Consider the following 15,499-nt stretch of genomic DNA (forward strand, 5'->3'; position numbering starts at 1 on the left):
AGGCGGGCTCGGTGATACCCTCGTGGACTCGATGATGATGACAGGGGCCTGTCTCTGGTAGGCGACGCATGATGGCAAAAATCAAGGCTGGACTTCTTTCGTTGCGCGATCTGTTTGCGACCGCCTGGTGGATTTTTTTGATTGCCGGCGTGGGTTTCGTCATTGCCTTCCAGTTCGTCGAGCCGGCACCACCGCGCCACGTCATCATGACCAGCGGCGGCGACAGCGGCGCCTACTATCATTTTGCCAAGCGCTACGAGGCGATCCTGGCCCGCGCCGGGATCACGCTGGAGGTGCGGACATCGGAAGGATCGGTGCAGAATCTCGAGCGCCTGCGCAGCGGCGAAGCACAGATCGGTTTCATCCAGGGCGGCGTCGTCGAGCAGCCCGATGACGCCGATATCGACCAGGAACCCGAAAACTACGGCCTGCTCTCGCTGGGCAGCGTGTTCTACGAACCGGTCTGGGTTTTCTATCGCGGAAAAACCATCGACCGCTTGAGCGACCTGCAGGGCAAACGTATCGCCATCGGCCAGGAAGGCTCCGGCATTCGCCAGCTGGCGCAGCGCCTGCTGGAAGACAATGAGGTCGATTTCAAGGCCAACACGCTGCCGATTTCCGGCCTCGACGCAGCCGAAGAGCTGCAGCAAGGGCGTATCGACGCCGCCTTCATCATTGCCGCCGAGCATGCGCCGGTGGTCCAGGTGCTGCTGCGCTCGCCCGGCGTCAAGCTGATGAACTTCTCGCAATCCTTCGCCTACGAGCGCCGCTATCCCTTTCTGACCCGGCTGACGATGCCCAAGGGCGTTGCCGACCTGGTGCGCGACCTGCCGCCGGAAGATACCCGTGTGCTGGCGCCGACGGCCAGTCTGGTGGTCAGCGAGGATCTGCACCCGGCGCTGCAGAACCTGCTGCTGCAGGCGGCGCGCCAGGTCCATGGCAAGCCGGGGTTCTTCCAGACTGCCAACGAATTCCCGGCCTACATGGATGCGATGCTGCCGCTGTCGTCCGAGGCCGACCGTTTCTTCAAGTCCGGCCCGCCGTTCCTGCAGCGTTACCTGCCGTTCTGGCTGGCGGTGCTGGTCGATCGCCTGATCGTGCTGCTGGTGCCGGTGATCGCCCTGCTCATTCCGCTGATGCGTGTGGCGCCGGCGCTGTACAGCTGGCGGGTGCGCTCGAAGGTGTTCCGCTGCTACGGCGAACTGAAATTCCTCGAGGACGACCTGAAGAACCATTACGACCCGGCGCGCCTGGAAGAATACCGCAGCCGTCTCGACACGCTCGACGAGGAGGCGGCCGTACTGCATGTGCCGCTGGGCTACACCGATCTGGTCTATACCCTGCGCGAGCACGTCAACCTGGTGCGGCGCATTCTCGACAAGAAGGAGCGTGGTGCATGAAAGGTTTCCTCGTCGCCAATCCCAAGGGCGGTTCGGGCAAGAGCACGCTGGCAACCAACCTCGCCGGCTATTTCGCCAATCGCGGCCATGATGTGATGCTCGGTGACATCGACCGCCAGTTGTCGTCGCGCGAATGGCTGTCGACCCGCCCGTTCGAACTGCCGACCATCGACACCTGGGATATCGGTCCGGACAAAATTGCCCGGCCGCCGAAAGGCACCACGCACGTTGTCCTCGATACCCCGGCCGGCTTGTACGGCAAGCTGCTCGACAAGGTGCTGAAGCTATCGACGCGGGTCATCGTGCCGGTGCAGCCGTCGATGTTCGACATGCGGGCGACGCGCCATTTCCTCGAAGCGCTGCTGGACGAAAAAGCGGTGCGCAAGGGTCGCGCCGATGTTGCCGTGATCGGCATGCGCGTCGATGCGCGGACGCGGGCGGCGGCCGAACTGGAGCGTTTCTTTGCCACCTTCGACCTGCCGGTGCTGGCTTACCTGCGCGATACCCAGGTTTATGTCCAGGCTGCTGCTGCCGGCATGACGCTGTTCGACCTGCCGCGCTCGCGCGCCGAGCGCGACATTGAGCAGTGGCAGGCGATCATCGAGTGGGTCGAGCGGCCGCAGTGAAGGAATGCCCATGCTGAAATATCTTCTGCTGCTGATCCTCGCCCTGGTCGTCTGGTGGGCCTGGAAGAAGCGGGCGGAACTGCCGCCTGCCGCGGAGACGCCGCCGCCATTGCCGGAGCGCATGGTGCGCTGCGCCCATTGCGGCGTGCATCTGCCGGAGAGCGACGCGCTGGCCGATGGCGACCGCCATTTCTGCAACGAGGCGCATCGCCGGGCCGCCCAGACTGCCGGGAAGTGACGTGCAGGGCTGGCTGACGACAACCTGGGAGGCCAACTGGCGCTCCTTCCTGTATTTCAACCTGTACCGGCTGTTGCTCGGCGGCTTGTGTTTTGTGGCGCTGTTGTTTCCCAACGAATGGACGGTGCGGCTCAACCTGCTGCCTTCAGGCTTCAATTTCTCGCTGCTGGCCATCTATATCCTGGTGACCGCTGGCGGCATGGTGCTCGCACGCCTCTGGCAAAGGCACTTCAATTTCCAGCTATCGACACAGGTTATTGTCGATGTGCTGGTGATCAACACGCTGATGTACATCGCCGGTGGCGTCAGCAGCGGATTCGGCCTGGTTCTGCTGATTTCACTGGCCGCCGCCAGCCTTGTCGGGCAAGGACGACTGGTGCTGTTCTACGCGGCGCTGGCAACGCTGGCGGCCTTGTTTTCGCAAACAGTCGGCATCCTCTATCGGGGGATCGATCAGGGCAGCATCGTTCAGGCCGGCTTCATTTCGGCGGGCTATTTCGCCACCGCCATTCTCGCCCGCCTGCTCGGTCAGCGCATCATGATCAACGAGGACCTGGCGCGGCGCCGCGGCATTGCGCTGGATAACCAGATTCGCATCAACCAGCGGGTGGTCGAGCGCATGCAGGATGGTGTGCTGATCGTTTCGCGTGACGGTCAGGTCGTCCGTCACAACCCGATGGCAGCCTGGCTGCTCGGCCTGCCGGAGCGTGGCAACCTGGCCGAGCATGCGCCGACGCTGGATGCGGCGCTGGCGCTCTGGCGTGCCGGTGGCGGCAACGACAGCGTGATGTTTCTCGGTGGCGGCAATGCCGAACTCGGCGCGCGTTTCGAATCGACAGCCAGTTCGGATGGCGAGGTGCTGGTCTTCGTCGAGGACATCGGGCGCATCAAGGAGCAGGCCAAGCAACTCAAGCTCGCTGCGCTGGGACGCCTGACGGCAAGCATCGCACACGAAATCCGTAATCCGCTGTCGGCCATCAGCCATGCCGGGGAATTGCTCAAGGAAGAGCGGCGTGGCGATATCTATGAGCGCCTGCTGCGCATCATCGGTGACAATACGGCACGCCTCGATCGCATCGTCAGCGATGTGCTCGAACTGGGGCGCCAGAAACAGCCGCAGGGCGAGTCGATTCCCCTGGGCGGGTTTCTCGAGGATTTTGCGGTCGACCTGCTGGCCAACGAGAATCTGCCGGCGACAACGATCACGCTGGATGTCCCGGACGGTGTGTTCATGTGCTTCGACCGCGCGCATCTGCACCAGGTGATGTGGAATCTGGTGGGCAACGGCCTGCGTCATTCATCGCGCAGCCCCGGTGCCTTGCACATCAAGGTCGTGCCCGGTGCGCGCCAGGGCTGGGTAGAATTGCATGTCAGCGACGATGGCCCCGGCGTGCCGGCCGAACTGCGCGACCAGGTGTTCGAGCCGTTCTTCACGACGCATACGCAGGGTACCGGGCTGGGCCTGTTCATCGCCCGCGAGTTGTGTGTGGCTAACGGTGGCTCGCTGGTACTGGCGCCTGAGTCTGTTGGTGCCCATTTCATTGTTACCGGGAGAATCGATACGTGTCCCTGATCCGTGGCGAACGACGCCCTCGTGGCGAGCTGAATCGTGTCCTCGTTGTCGATGACGAGGCGGATATCCGCGAGTTGATCGACCTGACGCTGGCGCGTATGGGCTTGGCGGCCGAGTGTGCCGGTTCGGTGGCCGAGGCGAAGGCGGTGCTGGCAGCCGGCAGTTTCCAGTTGTGCCTGACCGACATGCGTCTGCCCGATGGTGATGGGCTGGAGATCGTGCGTCACATCGGTGAGCAGTATCCGCAATTGCCGGTGGCCGTGATCACCGCCTACGGCAGTGCCGAGAATGCCGTCGCTGCACTCAAGGCCGGCGCCTTCGATTACCTGGCCAAGCCGGTCGGGCTGGAACAGTTGCGGGCGCTGGTCAAATCGGCCTTGCGTCTGCCGGACAGCGCTGCGGAAAATGACGAATTGCGGGCGTTGACCGGAGAATCGGCGAGCATGCAGCAGGTGCGCGCGATGATCGAGAAAATGGCGCGCAGCCAGGCACCGATCTACATCTCCGGCGAATCGGGCAGCGGCAAGGAACTGGCGGCACGGCTGATCCATGCGCGCAGTGCGCGCAGCGCCGCGCCCTTTGTGCCGGTCAACTGCGGTGCGATCCCGGAAAACCTGATGGAGAGCGAATTCTTCGGCTATCGCAAGGGCGCCTTCACCGGCGCCGACAGCGACCGTGACGGATTCTTCCAGGCGGCCAGCGGCGGCACGCTGTTCCTCGACGAAGTCGCCGACCTGCCGCTGGCGATGCAGGTCAAGCTGTTGCGTGCGATCCAGGAAAAGCGCGTGCGCAAGGTCGGTGCCGTTGCCGAGGAACCGGTCGATCTGCGCGTCATCTGTGCGACGCATCGCAACTTGCGCGAATGTGTGGATCAGGGCAAGTTCCGCCAGGATCTTTACTACCGGCTGAATGTCATCGAACTGCGCATGCCGCCGCTGCGCGAGCGCATGGAGGACATCGCGCCGCTGGTCGACAGCCTGCTCGGCAAGCTCTGCGGCGAGTCGCATCCGCGGCTGTCGGCGGCGGCGATCAAGGCGCTGCAACTGTATTCCTTTCCTGGCAACGTGCGCGAACTGGAGAACATCCTCGAGCGCTCGACCGCGCTGTGCGCCGGTGACCTGATCGAACCCGAGGACCTGCACCTGGAGCCCGAGGAGGCCTGTGGCAACGACCTGCAGGGGCGCGGCAGCGAGACGCTCGACGACTACCTGAACCGCCTTGAACGCCAGGCCATCCTCGAAGCATTGCAGAAGACCGAGGGCAACCGCACGGCAGCGGCGCGTCTGCTCGGCGTCACCTTCCGTTCGCTGCGCTACCGACTGGAACGGCTGGGCATCGAATGAGCGCCTGGCTGGAAAATGGCTGGCTCGCTGCGGTTGACCGCAGGAAATCGCCGAATTTCGGCGAGCGGCCGGCCGGCACGGAAGTGTCGCTGGTCGTCGTGCACAACATCAGCCTGCCGCCCGGCGAATTCGGCGGTGACTGGGTCGAGGATTTCTTCCTCAACCGGCTCGATGCTGCGGTCCACCCCTATTTCGCCGAGATTTCCGGGCTGCAGGTATCGGCGCATTTCTACGTCAGGCGCGACGGTCGCGTCGTCCAGTTCGTCGCTTGCGACCAGCGTGCCTGGCACGCCGGGCGTTCGGACTGGTGCGGGCGCCACAACTGCAATGATTTCTCGGTCGGCATCGAACTCGAAGGCTGCGACGAGCAGCCGTTCACCGAAGCCCAATACGCTGCGCTGTGGCGCCTGCTCGATGCCTTGCGCCAGCGCTACCCGATCACCGCGATCGCCGGCCACAGCGACATTGCCCCCGGGCGAAAAACCGATCCCGGCACGCATTTCGACTGGGCGGCGGTCGCCGCCCGTTATCCCGGGCTCGCCTTACCGCCCGAAGTAGCGGCGTAGGCGTTCGACCGCCTCGGCCAGCCGATCGACGCTGGTGGTGTAGGCGAAGCGGATGTGTTTTTCCGGCGCGTTGCTGCCGAAATCCAGTCCCGGCGTCGCCGCCACGCCGGTTTTTTCGAGCAGGTCGCGGGCCAGCGTGAAGCTGTCGGCGGCCAGCGCCGAACAGTCGCAATACAGATAGAAGGCACCTTCCGGCCGGGCGGTGATGTGAAAACCGATGGCTTCCAGCGCCGGTGCGAGGAAATCGCGACGGCGGCGGAATTCGGCACGGCGTTCCTCGAGGATGGCGATGGTTTCCGGCAGGAAGGCGGCGAGCGCGGCGTATTGCGCCGGTGTCGACGGACAGAGCACGAGGTTCTGCGCCAGTTTCTCGACATCGCGGACGAAAGCCTCGGGAATTACCATCCAGCCCAGTCGCCAGCCGGTCATCTGGAAATATTTCGAGAAGCTGTTGATCACCCAGATGTCGTCGCCGGCTGCGCAGGCAGTTGTAGCGTTAGTTTCGTACGTCAGACCGTGATAGATCTCGTCGACCAGAAAATGGCCGTTATTCTTGCGGCAGACCTCGGCCAGCGCCGCGATCTCGGGCAGGGTCAGCAAGGTGCCGGTCGGGTTCGCCGGCGAGGCAACGAGCAGACCGGCGGTGAGTTCGTTCCAGGCTGCGCTGACCTGCGTCGGGGTCGGCTGGAAATTGCTGTTGGGGCCGACGGCAATCGACTGCGGTCGACCTTCGTAGGTGCGCAAAATGTGCCGGTTGCATGGGTATCCAGGGTCGGCCAGCAGCCATTCGCTGCCGGGATCGGCGAGGCAGGCGAAGGCCAGATTGAGCGCACCGGAGGCGCCGTTGGTGACGGCGATGCGCGCTGCCGGCACGGTGACGCCGTAGCGCTGGCGGTAGAAATCGCTGATTGCGGCGCGCAGTTCGGGCAGACCGAAGGCCTGGGTGTACAGCGTTTTTCCCGATTTTATGGCGTCGACCGCAGCATTTGCGATCGGTGCCGGCGTCGGAAAGTCGGGTTCGCCGATTTCCATGTGGATGATGTCGTGGCCTTCAGCTTCAAGCTGGCGGGCGCGGGTCAGCAATTCGACGACGTGGAATGGCTCGATGTCGGCCAGACGGGCAGCGGAACGCAGCATGCAATTCTCCAAAGCAAAACGGCCACCGGGTTTTGCTAACCCCGGTGGCCGTATGATCCTGGCTCAGGCTAGGATCAGGCGGCGTCCTTGAAGATGCCCATTTCGAACAGTTCGCGCTTGAGCACGAGTTCGCGCGGCATCTTTTCGCCCATCTTGTCGAACCATTCCTTGTGGCCGGCCAGTTCGGACTTCCAGGCGTCGGCGTCGATGGTGGTCAGGGCTTCGAAATCGGCCTTGTCGATTTCCAGACCGTTCCAGTCGATGTCCTCGAATTTCGGCATCCAGCCGAGCACGGTTTCCTTGGCGGCAACGGTGCCCTTGCAGCGTTGGACGATCCACTTCAGTACGCGCATGTTGTCGCCAAAGCCCGGCCACATGAAGTTGCCGTCCTTGTCCATGCGGAACCAGTTGACGCAGAAGATCTTTGGCGTGGCATCGACGGTCTTGCCCATCTTCAGCCAATGGTTGAAGTAGTCGCCCATGTGGTAGCCACAGAACGGCAGCATGGCGAACGGGTCGCGACGGACGACACCCTGCTGGCCGAAGGCAGCGGCAGTGGTTTCGGAACCGAGGGTAGCGGCCATGTAGACGCCGTAGTTCCAGTTGAAGGCTTGATACACCAGCGGCACGGTGGTGGCGCGGCGGCCGCCGAAGATGAAGGCCGAGATCGGCACGCCGGCCGGATCTTCCCAAGCCGAGTCAACCGACGGGCACTGGCTGGCCGGGGCGGTGAAACGCGAGTTGGCGTGGGCAGCCTTGCGACCGTTCTTGCCGTCTTCCGGCGTCCAGTCCTTGCCTTGCCAGTCGATCAGGTGATCCGGTGCCTGCTTGGTCAGGCCTTCCCACCACACGTCGCCATCGTCGGTCAGCGCGACGTTGGTGAAGATGATGTTTTCCTTCAACGTGGCCAGCGCGTTGAAATTGGTCTTTTCCGAGGTACCCGGGGCAACGCCGAAGAAGCCGGCTTCCGGGTTGATGGCGTAGAAACGGGTAACGCCGTCCTTGTCGACACGCGGTTTGATCCAGGCGATGTCGTCGCCGATGGTGGTGATCTTCCAGCCGTCGAGGGTCTTCGGCGGGATCAGCATGGCGAAGTTGGTCTTGCCGCAGGCCGACGGGAAGGCGGCAGCGACGTAGGACTTTTCACCTTCCGGCGATTCGACGCCGAGGATGAGCATGTGTTCGGCCAGCCAGCCCTGGTCGCGCGCCATGTTGGAGGCGATGCGCAGCGCGAAGCACTTCTTGCCGAGCAGGGCGTTGCCGCCGTAGCCGGAACCGTAGGACCAGATTTCGCGGGTTTCCGGGTAGTGCACGATGTATTTGACGGTCGGGTTGCACGGCCACTTGCTATCCTGCTGGCCCGGTTCGAGCGGCGCGCCGACAGTGTGGATGCAGGGCACGAATTCGCCATCGGTGCCGAGCACGTCGAAGACCTTCTTGCCCATGCGGGTCATCGTGCGCATGTTGGTGACGACGTAGGCGGAGTCGGTAATCTCGAAGCCGATGTGGGCGATCGGCGAACCGAGCGGACCCATCGAGAACGGGATGACGTACATCGTACGGCCCTTCATGCAGCCCTTGAACAGGCCGTTCAGGGTTTCGCGCATGACGGCAGGCTCTTCCCAGTTGTTGGTCGGGCCGGCGTCTTCCTTCTTGGCTGAGCAGATGTAGGTGCGGTCTTCGACACGGGCGACGTCGGACGGGTCGGAGAAGGCAAGGTAGGAATTCGGACGCTTGGCCGGATTCAGCTTGATCAGCGTGCCGGCTTCTACCATTTCCGCACACAGACGGTCATACTCTTCCTGCGACCCGTCGCACCAGTGAATCTGGTCGGGCTGGGTCAGCGCGGCGATCTCTGCGACCCAAGTCTTCAGGCCTTCATGTTTGACGTAGTCGGGTGCATTCAGCGGTGCGGTCATGGCGATGTCTCTCTCTAAGTTACTGAAATAGCTAGGTTTCACGCCAGTCGCCGGGAGCTGCCACCAAGACTTAGAGCGGCGAGGGGCCGTCGGCTGGGAAGCCCGTAATTATGCATGAAGTGAGGGTAAATAGCTACTTGACTTTCTGTTGCTAAGTGATGTCCGAAATAGGGCCTTGAGCGGCCGCGTGATATAATTTACCGCATCCCAAAAACGTATTTCACGATATAAAACGGAGGAAGACATGGATCCGAGACAACTGCGCGAAGCAGCGCTCTACTATCACCGTAACCCGAAGCCGGGCAAGATCGCGGTCACGCCGATCAAGCAACTGACCAACCAGTACGACCTGGCAATGGCCTATTCGCCCGGCGTCGCCTTCGCCTGCGAAGAGATTGTCGCCGATCCGGCCGAAGCCTCGACGCTGACGGCGCGCGCCAATCTGGTCGGTGTCATCACCAACGGGACTGCCGTACTTGGCCTTGGCGCGATCGGGCCGCTGGCCGCCAAGCCGGTCATGGAAGGCAAGGGCGTGCTGTTCAAGAAATTCGCCAACATCGATGTCTTCGACCTCGAGATCGACGAGCGCGATCCGGACAAGCTGATTGATACCATCGCCTCGCTTGAACCGACTTTCGGAGGCATCAACCTTGAGGACATCAAGGCGCCGGAGTGCTTCTATATCGAGAAGAAGCTGCGCGAACGAATGAAGATCCCGGTCTTCCACGACGACCAGCACGGCACGGCGATCGTCGTCGGCGCGGCCATCCTCAACGGCCTGCACCTGATCGGCAAGGATCTGTCGAAGGTCAAGATCGTCACTTCCGGCGCCGGCGCGGCTGCGCTCGCCTGTCTCGATCTGCTGGTCATGCTCGGTGCGCCGGTCGAGAACATCTGGGTCACTGACATCAAGGGTGTGGTTTACGAAGGTCGCGTCGAGGAAATGGACGAGATCAAGGCGCGCTACGCCAAGCAGACCGATGCCCGGACGCTTGGTGAAGTGATCGCCGATGCCGACGTCTTCCTTGGCCTGTCCGCCGGTGGCGTGCTGAAGCCGGAAATGGTTGCGAAGATGGCGGCCAATCCGCTGATCATGGCGCTGGCCAACCCGACCCCGGAAATTTCGCCGGAGCTGGTCAAGAGCGTGCGCGACGACGCCATCATGTGCACCGGCCGTTCGGATTACCCGAACCAGGTCAATAACGTGCTCTGCTTCCCGTTCATCTTCCGCGGTGCGCTCGATGTCGGTGCGACGACGATCACCGAAGAAATGAAGATGGCGGCAGTCAAGGCGATTGCCGAACTGGCCCGTGCCGAGCAATCGGATGTCGTCGCCTCGGCCTACGGCGAAAAGATTTCCGGCTTCGGTCCCGAATACCTGATTCCGAAGCCTTTCGATCCGCGCCTGATCGTCAAGATCGCCCCGGCTGTCGCCAAAGCCGGCATGGATTCCGGCGTTGCCACTCGTCCGATCAAGGACTGGGACGCTTATTTGCAGGGGCTGAACGAATTCGTCTACCACTCCGGTCTGATCATGAAGCCGGTGTTCTCGCAGGCCCGCATGGCGCCCAAGCGCATCGTCTTCGCCGAAGGCGAGGACGAGCGTGTGTTGCGTGCCGTTCAGGTCATTCGCGATGAGGGCATCGCCATGCCGGTGTTGATCGGCCGTCACGCCGAAATCAATCGTCGCGTCGAGGCAGCCGGCCTGCGCATCCGCGAAGGCGAGGATTTCGAGATCGTGCACTCCGAAGGCTGCGCTTTCTTCGATGAGCATTACGAGGAGTTCTGCCAGACCTATCATGGCATCATGGAGCGCAAGGGCGTTTCGCCGGACTATGCGCGGCGTGAAGTGCGTCGCCGTAACACCTTGTACGGCGCGCTGATGGTTCGTCTGGGCTATGCGGATGGCTTGATCTGCGGCACTTTCGGTCGCCACGAGACGCACCGCGAGTATGTCCAGAGCGTCATCGGCACCCGTGCCCAGCATGATCGTTACTACACGATGAACCTGCTGATGTTGCCGGAGCGGACGGTGTTCATCGCCGATACCTACGTCAATTACGATCCGAATGCCGAGCAACTGGCTGAAATGACCCTGCTTGCTGCCGAGGAGATCCGCAACTTCGGTATCCATCCGCGGGTGGCGCTGTTGTCGCACTCGACCTTCGGCACCGAAAACACGCCGACCGCGATCAAGATGCGCGAAGTGCTGGCCAGGCTGGAGAAGCTGGCACCGGAACTCGAAGTCGAAGGCGAAATGCATGGTGATGCAGCCCTTGATGACCAGATCCGCCAGGCAGCTTTCCCGAATTCGCGCCTCAAGGGGCAGGCCAATCTGCTGGTCATGCCGACACTGGATGCGGCGAACATTTCGTTCAACCTGCTCAAGGTGGCGGCCGGCGATAACCTGACGGTCGGTCCCATCCTGCTGGGAGCGGCGAAGCCGGTGAATATCCTGACGCCGACGGCAACGGTGCGCCGTATCGTCAACATGACGGCCTTGACGGTCGTCGATGCTTCCTGAGTCACTGCTTCAATTTTCGCCGCTATCTTTCTGGTTTGATTGAAATTTTGAAACGCTTTGCTAAACTCGGATAAAATTCGGGGTTAATTCTGGAGTGTTTTCATGCGGCGAAAATTACTGGCCTTGCTTGCGTCCCTGACCCTGGTGGCAGCCCCGTTGCAGGTGCTGGCTGCCAAGGTCGAGGCGCAGGGCGCGAAAAAGACGGCGACCAAGTCGGTTGCCGCCAAGAAGCAGGTCGCAAAAAAACAGGTCGCCAAGAAAACGCAAAAAAAGAAAGTGGTCGCCAAGTCCTCAGTTCCGGCGCGCAAGCCGGTTCGCCACGTGGCCTTGAATGATGATCCGGCCCATCTGGCAATCCAGTCTTCGGCGGCAGTCGTCATCGATCAGAATAGCGGCAAGGTGCTGGTCGAAAAGCAGCCGGATGCCGTCGTGCCGATTGCCTCGATCACCAAGCTGATGACCGCGATGGTGGTCATCGACGCCGGACTCGATCTCGGCGAAGTCATCGCCATCAGTGCTGATGATATCGATGACCTCAAGGGCACGCGTTCGCGTCTGCCGGTGGGAACGACAATGACCCGCGAGACGGCAATGCTGCTGGCCTTGATGTCGTCGGAAAACCGCGCCGCCAACGCGCTCGGCCGGCATTATCCGGGTGGCATCAACGCCTTTGTCCAGGCGATGAACCGCAAGGCGCGCTCGCTCGGCATGTTCGATTCGCGTTTCGAGGAGCCGACCGGCCTGTCGAGCAACAACGTGTCCACTGCCCATGATCTGGCGCGAATGGTCACGGCCGCTGCCCGCTATCCGCAGATCCGCATGTATTCGACGACCGCCGAGGCCAAGCTGGAACTGAACGGACGTATCCAGACCTTCGGCAATACCAATGCCCTGGTGCGCAGCGACAACTGGCATATCGGACTGTCGAAGACCGGCTATATTTCCGAAGCCGGGCGTTGCCTGGTGATGCAGGCCTGGGTCGCCGACAAGCCGGTGATCATCGTGCTGCTGGATTCGCAGGGCAAGATGACCCGGGTCGGCGATGCCAACCGGATCAAGCGCTGGATGGAAAGCGCCGCCCTGGCGGTTGGCATCAAGCCGGTCTGATATTTTTCAGACGGGAGGCTTTTCGGCCGGGAAGATTTCAGGCGCGAGGCTGGACGTAGCCCAGGGCGTGTGACACCGCGTTGGCGGTTTCAAGCACCTGTCTGGCCCAGTCGAGGTTGTGGCGATCGGCCGGTGCCGAAACCGACAGCGCGGCGATTACCTGACCTTCGTCATCGTGAATCGGCGCAGCAACGCACTTAAGGCCGATTTCCGCTTCCTCGTCATCGTAGGCGATGCCGTGCCGGCGAACCTTGTCCAGTTCCTTCTCCAGCGCTTCCAGTGTCGTCAGCGAATGCGGGGTCTTGCCCGGCAGTCCGGTGCGACGGGCGTAGTCGCGGACCTTCTGGGTGCCGTCGGCAGCCAGGAATAGTTTGCCAAGCGAGGTCAGGTGCAGCGGCGCCCGGCCGCCGACGAGATAGACGACGCGGACCAGCGCGCGCCCGGACGAGGTCCGTTCGAGATAGACGATTTCGTCGTCGTGACGGGTGCCGAGGTTGATCGCTTCGCCGATCTGCTCATGCAATGCCTGCATGAAGGGCAGGGCGACTTCGCGGACGTTGATGCGTGACTTGACGATGTTGCCCAGTTCGAGGAGGCGGATGCCGAGGCGGTAATTGCCGGCATCCTGACGTTCGACGAAACGGGCGTTGCACATCGCCGCAAGAATGCGGTGGGCCGTCGATGGATGCAATTCGGTGGCGCCAGCCAGGTGCTTCAGGCTCGCTGCATCGGGGGCGGCAGCCAGGGCGTCGAGCAGCGACATCATGCGTTCGATGACCTGGATCGAACCGGGAGTTCTGGTAGCGCCGTCGGCTGCTTCTGACAACTGGATTCCTTTATTCGCGGGGTTTGAGTAGCATTGGCTACTTTGCCTTCTTGTGCGGCGCAATATTAACATGCGGATTGCCTTATACGTTACCTGCCTGGTGGACCTGATGCGTCCTTCCGTGGCCTTTGCTGCACTGCGGTTGCTTGAGGCCACCGGCAACGATGTGGTCGTGCCGCCGGCGCAGACCTGCTGCGGTCAACCGGCCTGGAGCAGCGGCAATCGGCCGCTGGCGGCCACGCTGGCGCAAAAGGCCATTGCCGAACTCGAGGGCTACGATGCCGTGGTCGTTCCATCGGGCTCCTGTGCCGAACAGATCGTCAAGGTCTATCCGCAATTGTTCACCGACGACCCGGTCTGGGGGCCGCGTGCCCGTGCGCTGGCCGGCCGTACGCACGAGCTGACGGCTTTCCTGGCGGAGGTGGCCGGGCTCGAAGCCGTGCCCGGCGAATTCGCCGGCAGCGTCACCTATCACGATTCGTGCAAGGGCTTGCGCGGGCTCGGCATCAAGGCGCAGCCACGGGCCCTGCTGGCGCGCGTCAAGGGACTGAGCCTGCAGGAAATGGGCGAGTGCGAGGAGTGCTGCGGATTCGGTGGTGCCTTCGCGGAAAACTATGCCGATATCTCGGCCCGCATCGTCGACCGCAAGTGCGATTCGATCGCCGCCGCAGGTGCCGATGCGGTGGTCGGCGGCGATCTCGGTTGCCTGCTCAACATCGAGGGGCGCCTGCGTCGCCGCGGCGACGAGAAAACGCGCGTGCTGCATGTCGCCGAAGTGCTGGCCGGTGAGGTCAAGGCATGAAGGCCGGTCATTCGCAGGCGATGTTCTTTCAGTCCCGGGCGGCGGAAAAGGTGCGCAACCCGGTGTTGCAAAAGGCCCTGCAGAAAGCCAAGCCGCTGTTTTCCGGCAAGCGGGCGAAAAGCATGGCGGCGCTGCCCGACGACGGGCTGGAATTCGAGCAATTGCGCGATGCCTGCGCCGGTATCCGCGACCGGGCATTGACCGATCTTGATGTCTGGCTGGAGATCTTCGAGGACAATGCCCGTGCCCGGGGCGCCGAGGTGTTGTGGGCGCGTGACGGCGACGAGATCTGCAAGCTGGTGATCGATGTGGCGCAGCGCCATGGCGTGCGCAAGGTGACCAAGTCGAAATCGATGCTGTCGGAAGAGGCGCAGCTGAACGAGGCGCTCGCAGCAGCGGGCATCGAGCCGGTGGAGACCGATCTCGGTGAATACATCATCCAGCTCGCCGGTGAGGCGCCGTCGCACATCATTGCGCCGGCCGTGCACAAGTCGCTGGAGGAGGTCGAGGCATTATTCGCCAAAACTCACGGTCGACCGCAGGAAGAGCGGACCTCCGCCGACATTCCGGCGCTCACCCGCGAGGCCCGTGGCGTGTTGCGCCAGCATTTCCTGTCGGCCGACATGGGCATTTCCGGGGCCAATTTCCTGATCGCCGAGAGCGGCACGGCGGCGCTGGTGACCAACGAAGGCAATGGCCGCATGGTGACGACGCTGCCGAAGCTGCATGTGGTCATCACCGGTATCGAGAAAGTGGTGCCGACGCTCGAGGATTTTGCCACGCTGATGCGCCTGCTGCCGCGCTCGGCGACCGGCCAGACCATCTCCAACTACGTCTCGCTGCTGACCGGCACGCGTAGCGAGGAAGAGGTCGAAGGGCCGACCAAAACGGTGTTCATCCTGGTCGACAACGGTCGGGCCAGCCTGGTCGGCTCGGCCTACCAGGAGATGCTGCGCTGCATTCGTTGCGGTGCCTGCATGAATCACTGCCCGGTCTATTTCTCGCTCGGCGGCCATGCCTATGGCTGGGTCTATCCCGGGCCGATGGGTTCGGTGCTGACCCCGCTCTACACCGGCATCGAGAACGCGCTCGATCTGCCCCACGCGTCGACCGGCTGCCGCCAGTGTTCGAGTGTCTGCCCGGTACGCATTCCCTTGCCCGACCTGATGCACGGTCTGCGCGAGATCCAGCACGAGCGGGGCTTGCGTCCCTGGGGCGAACGCCTTGGTCTGCGCGCCTGGGCGTGGCTGGCGACCCGGCCGGCGCTGTACCGCGCGCTGACGCGGCTGGCAGCGCGTTATCTGAACTGGCTGGCTGACGGCAGCGGCCGTATCCGCATTTTCGGCTTCGCACCCGGGTGGACCGCAGCACGCGATCTGCCGGTGGCTGGCAACCGGACATTTTTCGAACAATACGCAGCAAGAAAGCGAGACTGACG

The 15,499-nt window shown here is 62.8% G+C and carries 13 protein-coding genes; 10 read left to right on the forward strand and 3 right to left on the reverse strand.

Going from position 1 to position 15,499, the window contains the following annotated elements:
* Nucleotides 1-68: 68 nt before the first annotated feature.
* Genes BJN45_RS09340 through ampD form a run of 6 tightly spaced genes read left to right on the forward strand, consistent with a single transcriptional unit; the run spans nucleotide 69 to nucleotide 5,746 of the window.
* The gene (locus BJN45_RS09340) at nucleotides 69-1,400 is read left to right on the forward strand and encodes a TAXI family TRAP transporter solute-binding subunit (protein ID WP_076094512.1); all 1,332 of its coding nucleotides are present in this window, start codon (nucleotides 69-71) and stop codon (nucleotides 1,398-1,400) included.
* A complete protein-coding gene (locus BJN45_RS09345) occupies nucleotides 1,397-2,026 on the forward strand; it encodes a ParA family protein (protein ID WP_076094514.1) in 630 nt (209 codons plus the stop codon). Before BJN45_RS09340 ends, BJN45_RS09345 begins: the two co-directional genes overlap by 4 nt.
* A 10-nt stretch (nucleotides 2,027-2,036) precedes the next feature.
* Nucleotides 2,037-2,264, forward strand: a complete 228-nt coding sequence (locus BJN45_RS09350) for a PP0621 family protein (protein WP_240494540.1) — start codon at nucleotides 2,037-2,039, stop codon at nucleotides 2,262-2,264.
* Between the two features lies 1 nt (nucleotide 2,265).
* Nucleotides 2,266-3,837 (forward strand): two-component system sensor histidine kinase NtrB, encoded by a 1,572-nt coding sequence (locus BJN45_RS09355; RefSeq protein WP_076094518.1) that lies wholly within the window; start codon nucleotides 2,266-2,268, stop codon nucleotides 3,835-3,837.
* Complete coding sequence (locus BJN45_RS09360) at nucleotides 3,828-5,180, forward strand: sigma-54-dependent transcriptional regulator (RefSeq protein ID WP_076094519.1); 1,353 nt, start codon at nucleotides 3,828-3,830, stop codon at nucleotides 5,178-5,180. The genes BJN45_RS09355 and BJN45_RS09360 overlap by 10 nt, the downstream gene beginning before the upstream one ends.
* Nucleotides 5,177-5,746 carry a 1,6-anhydro-N-acetylmuramyl-L-alanine amidase AmpD gene (gene ampD, locus BJN45_RS09365; RefSeq protein WP_076094521.1) on the forward strand — a complete coding sequence of 190 codons (570 nt, stop codon included), beginning with the start codon at nucleotides 5,177-5,179 and terminating at the stop codon, nucleotides 5,744-5,746. Before BJN45_RS09360 ends, ampD begins: the two co-directional genes overlap by 4 nt.
* Here ampD and BJN45_RS09370 read toward each other — a convergent pair.
* Together BJN45_RS09370 and BJN45_RS09375 are read right to left on the reverse strand one after the other, a co-directional pair.
* Nucleotides 5,723-6,883, reverse strand: a complete 1,161-nt coding sequence (locus BJN45_RS09370) for a pyridoxal phosphate-dependent aminotransferase (protein ID WP_076094524.1) — start codon at nucleotides 6,881-6,883, stop codon at nucleotides 5,723-5,725. The two genes, ampD and BJN45_RS09370, sit on opposite strands and share 24 nt — an antisense overlap.
* 74 nt (nucleotides 6,884-6,957) lie before the next feature.
* The gene (locus BJN45_RS09375; RefSeq protein ID WP_076094526.1) at nucleotides 6,958-8,802 is read right to left on the reverse strand and encodes a phosphoenolpyruvate carboxykinase (GTP); all 1,845 of its coding nucleotides are present in this window, start codon (nucleotides 8,800-8,802) and stop codon (nucleotides 6,958-6,960) included.
* Nucleotides 8,803-9,046: 244 nt separating this feature from the next.
* On the opposite strand from BJN45_RS09375, the gene BJN45_RS09380 reads away from it, so the two are divergent.
* Both BJN45_RS09380 and pbpG read left to right on the forward strand, forming a co-directional pair.
* The gene (locus BJN45_RS09380) at nucleotides 9,047-11,326 is read left to right on the forward strand and encodes an NADP-dependent malic enzyme (protein ID WP_076094528.1); all 2,280 of its coding nucleotides are present in this window, start codon (nucleotides 9,047-9,049) and stop codon (nucleotides 11,324-11,326) included.
* A gap of 102 nt (nucleotides 11,327-11,428) precedes the next feature.
* Nucleotides 11,429-12,433, forward strand: coding sequence for a D-alanyl-D-alanine endopeptidase (gene pbpG / locus BJN45_RS09385; RefSeq protein ID WP_076094530.1), 1,005 nt, complete (start codon nucleotides 11,429-11,431; stop codon nucleotides 12,431-12,433).
* Between the two features lie 37 nt (nucleotides 12,434-12,470).
* Here pbpG and BJN45_RS09390 read toward each other — a convergent pair whose 3' ends face one another.
* Nucleotides 12,471-13,199, reverse strand: a complete 729-nt coding sequence (locus BJN45_RS09390) for an IclR family transcriptional regulator (protein WP_083651225.1) — start codon at nucleotides 13,197-13,199, stop codon at nucleotides 12,471-12,473.
* 130 nt (nucleotides 13,200-13,329) lie between these two features.
* Here BJN45_RS09390 and BJN45_RS09395 point away from each other — a divergent pair, with 130 nt between their 5' ends.
* Nucleotides 13,330-14,061, forward strand: a complete 732-nt coding sequence (locus tag BJN45_RS09395) for a (Fe-S)-binding protein (RefSeq protein WP_076094533.1) — start codon at nucleotides 13,330-13,332, stop codon at nucleotides 14,059-14,061.
* Entirely contained in the window at nucleotides 14,058-15,497 is a 1,440-nt protein-coding gene (locus tag BJN45_RS09400; protein WP_076094535.1) for a lactate utilization protein B, read from the forward strand. Before BJN45_RS09395 ends, BJN45_RS09400 begins: the two co-directional genes overlap by 4 nt.
* The last annotated feature ends 2 nt before the right edge of the window (nucleotides 15,498-15,499 follow it).

The organism is Azonexus hydrophilus, from assembly GCF_001956855.1.
Taxonomy (GTDB): Bacteria; Pseudomonadota; Gammaproteobacteria; order Burkholderiales; family Rhodocyclaceae; genus Azonexus; species Azonexus hydrophilus_A.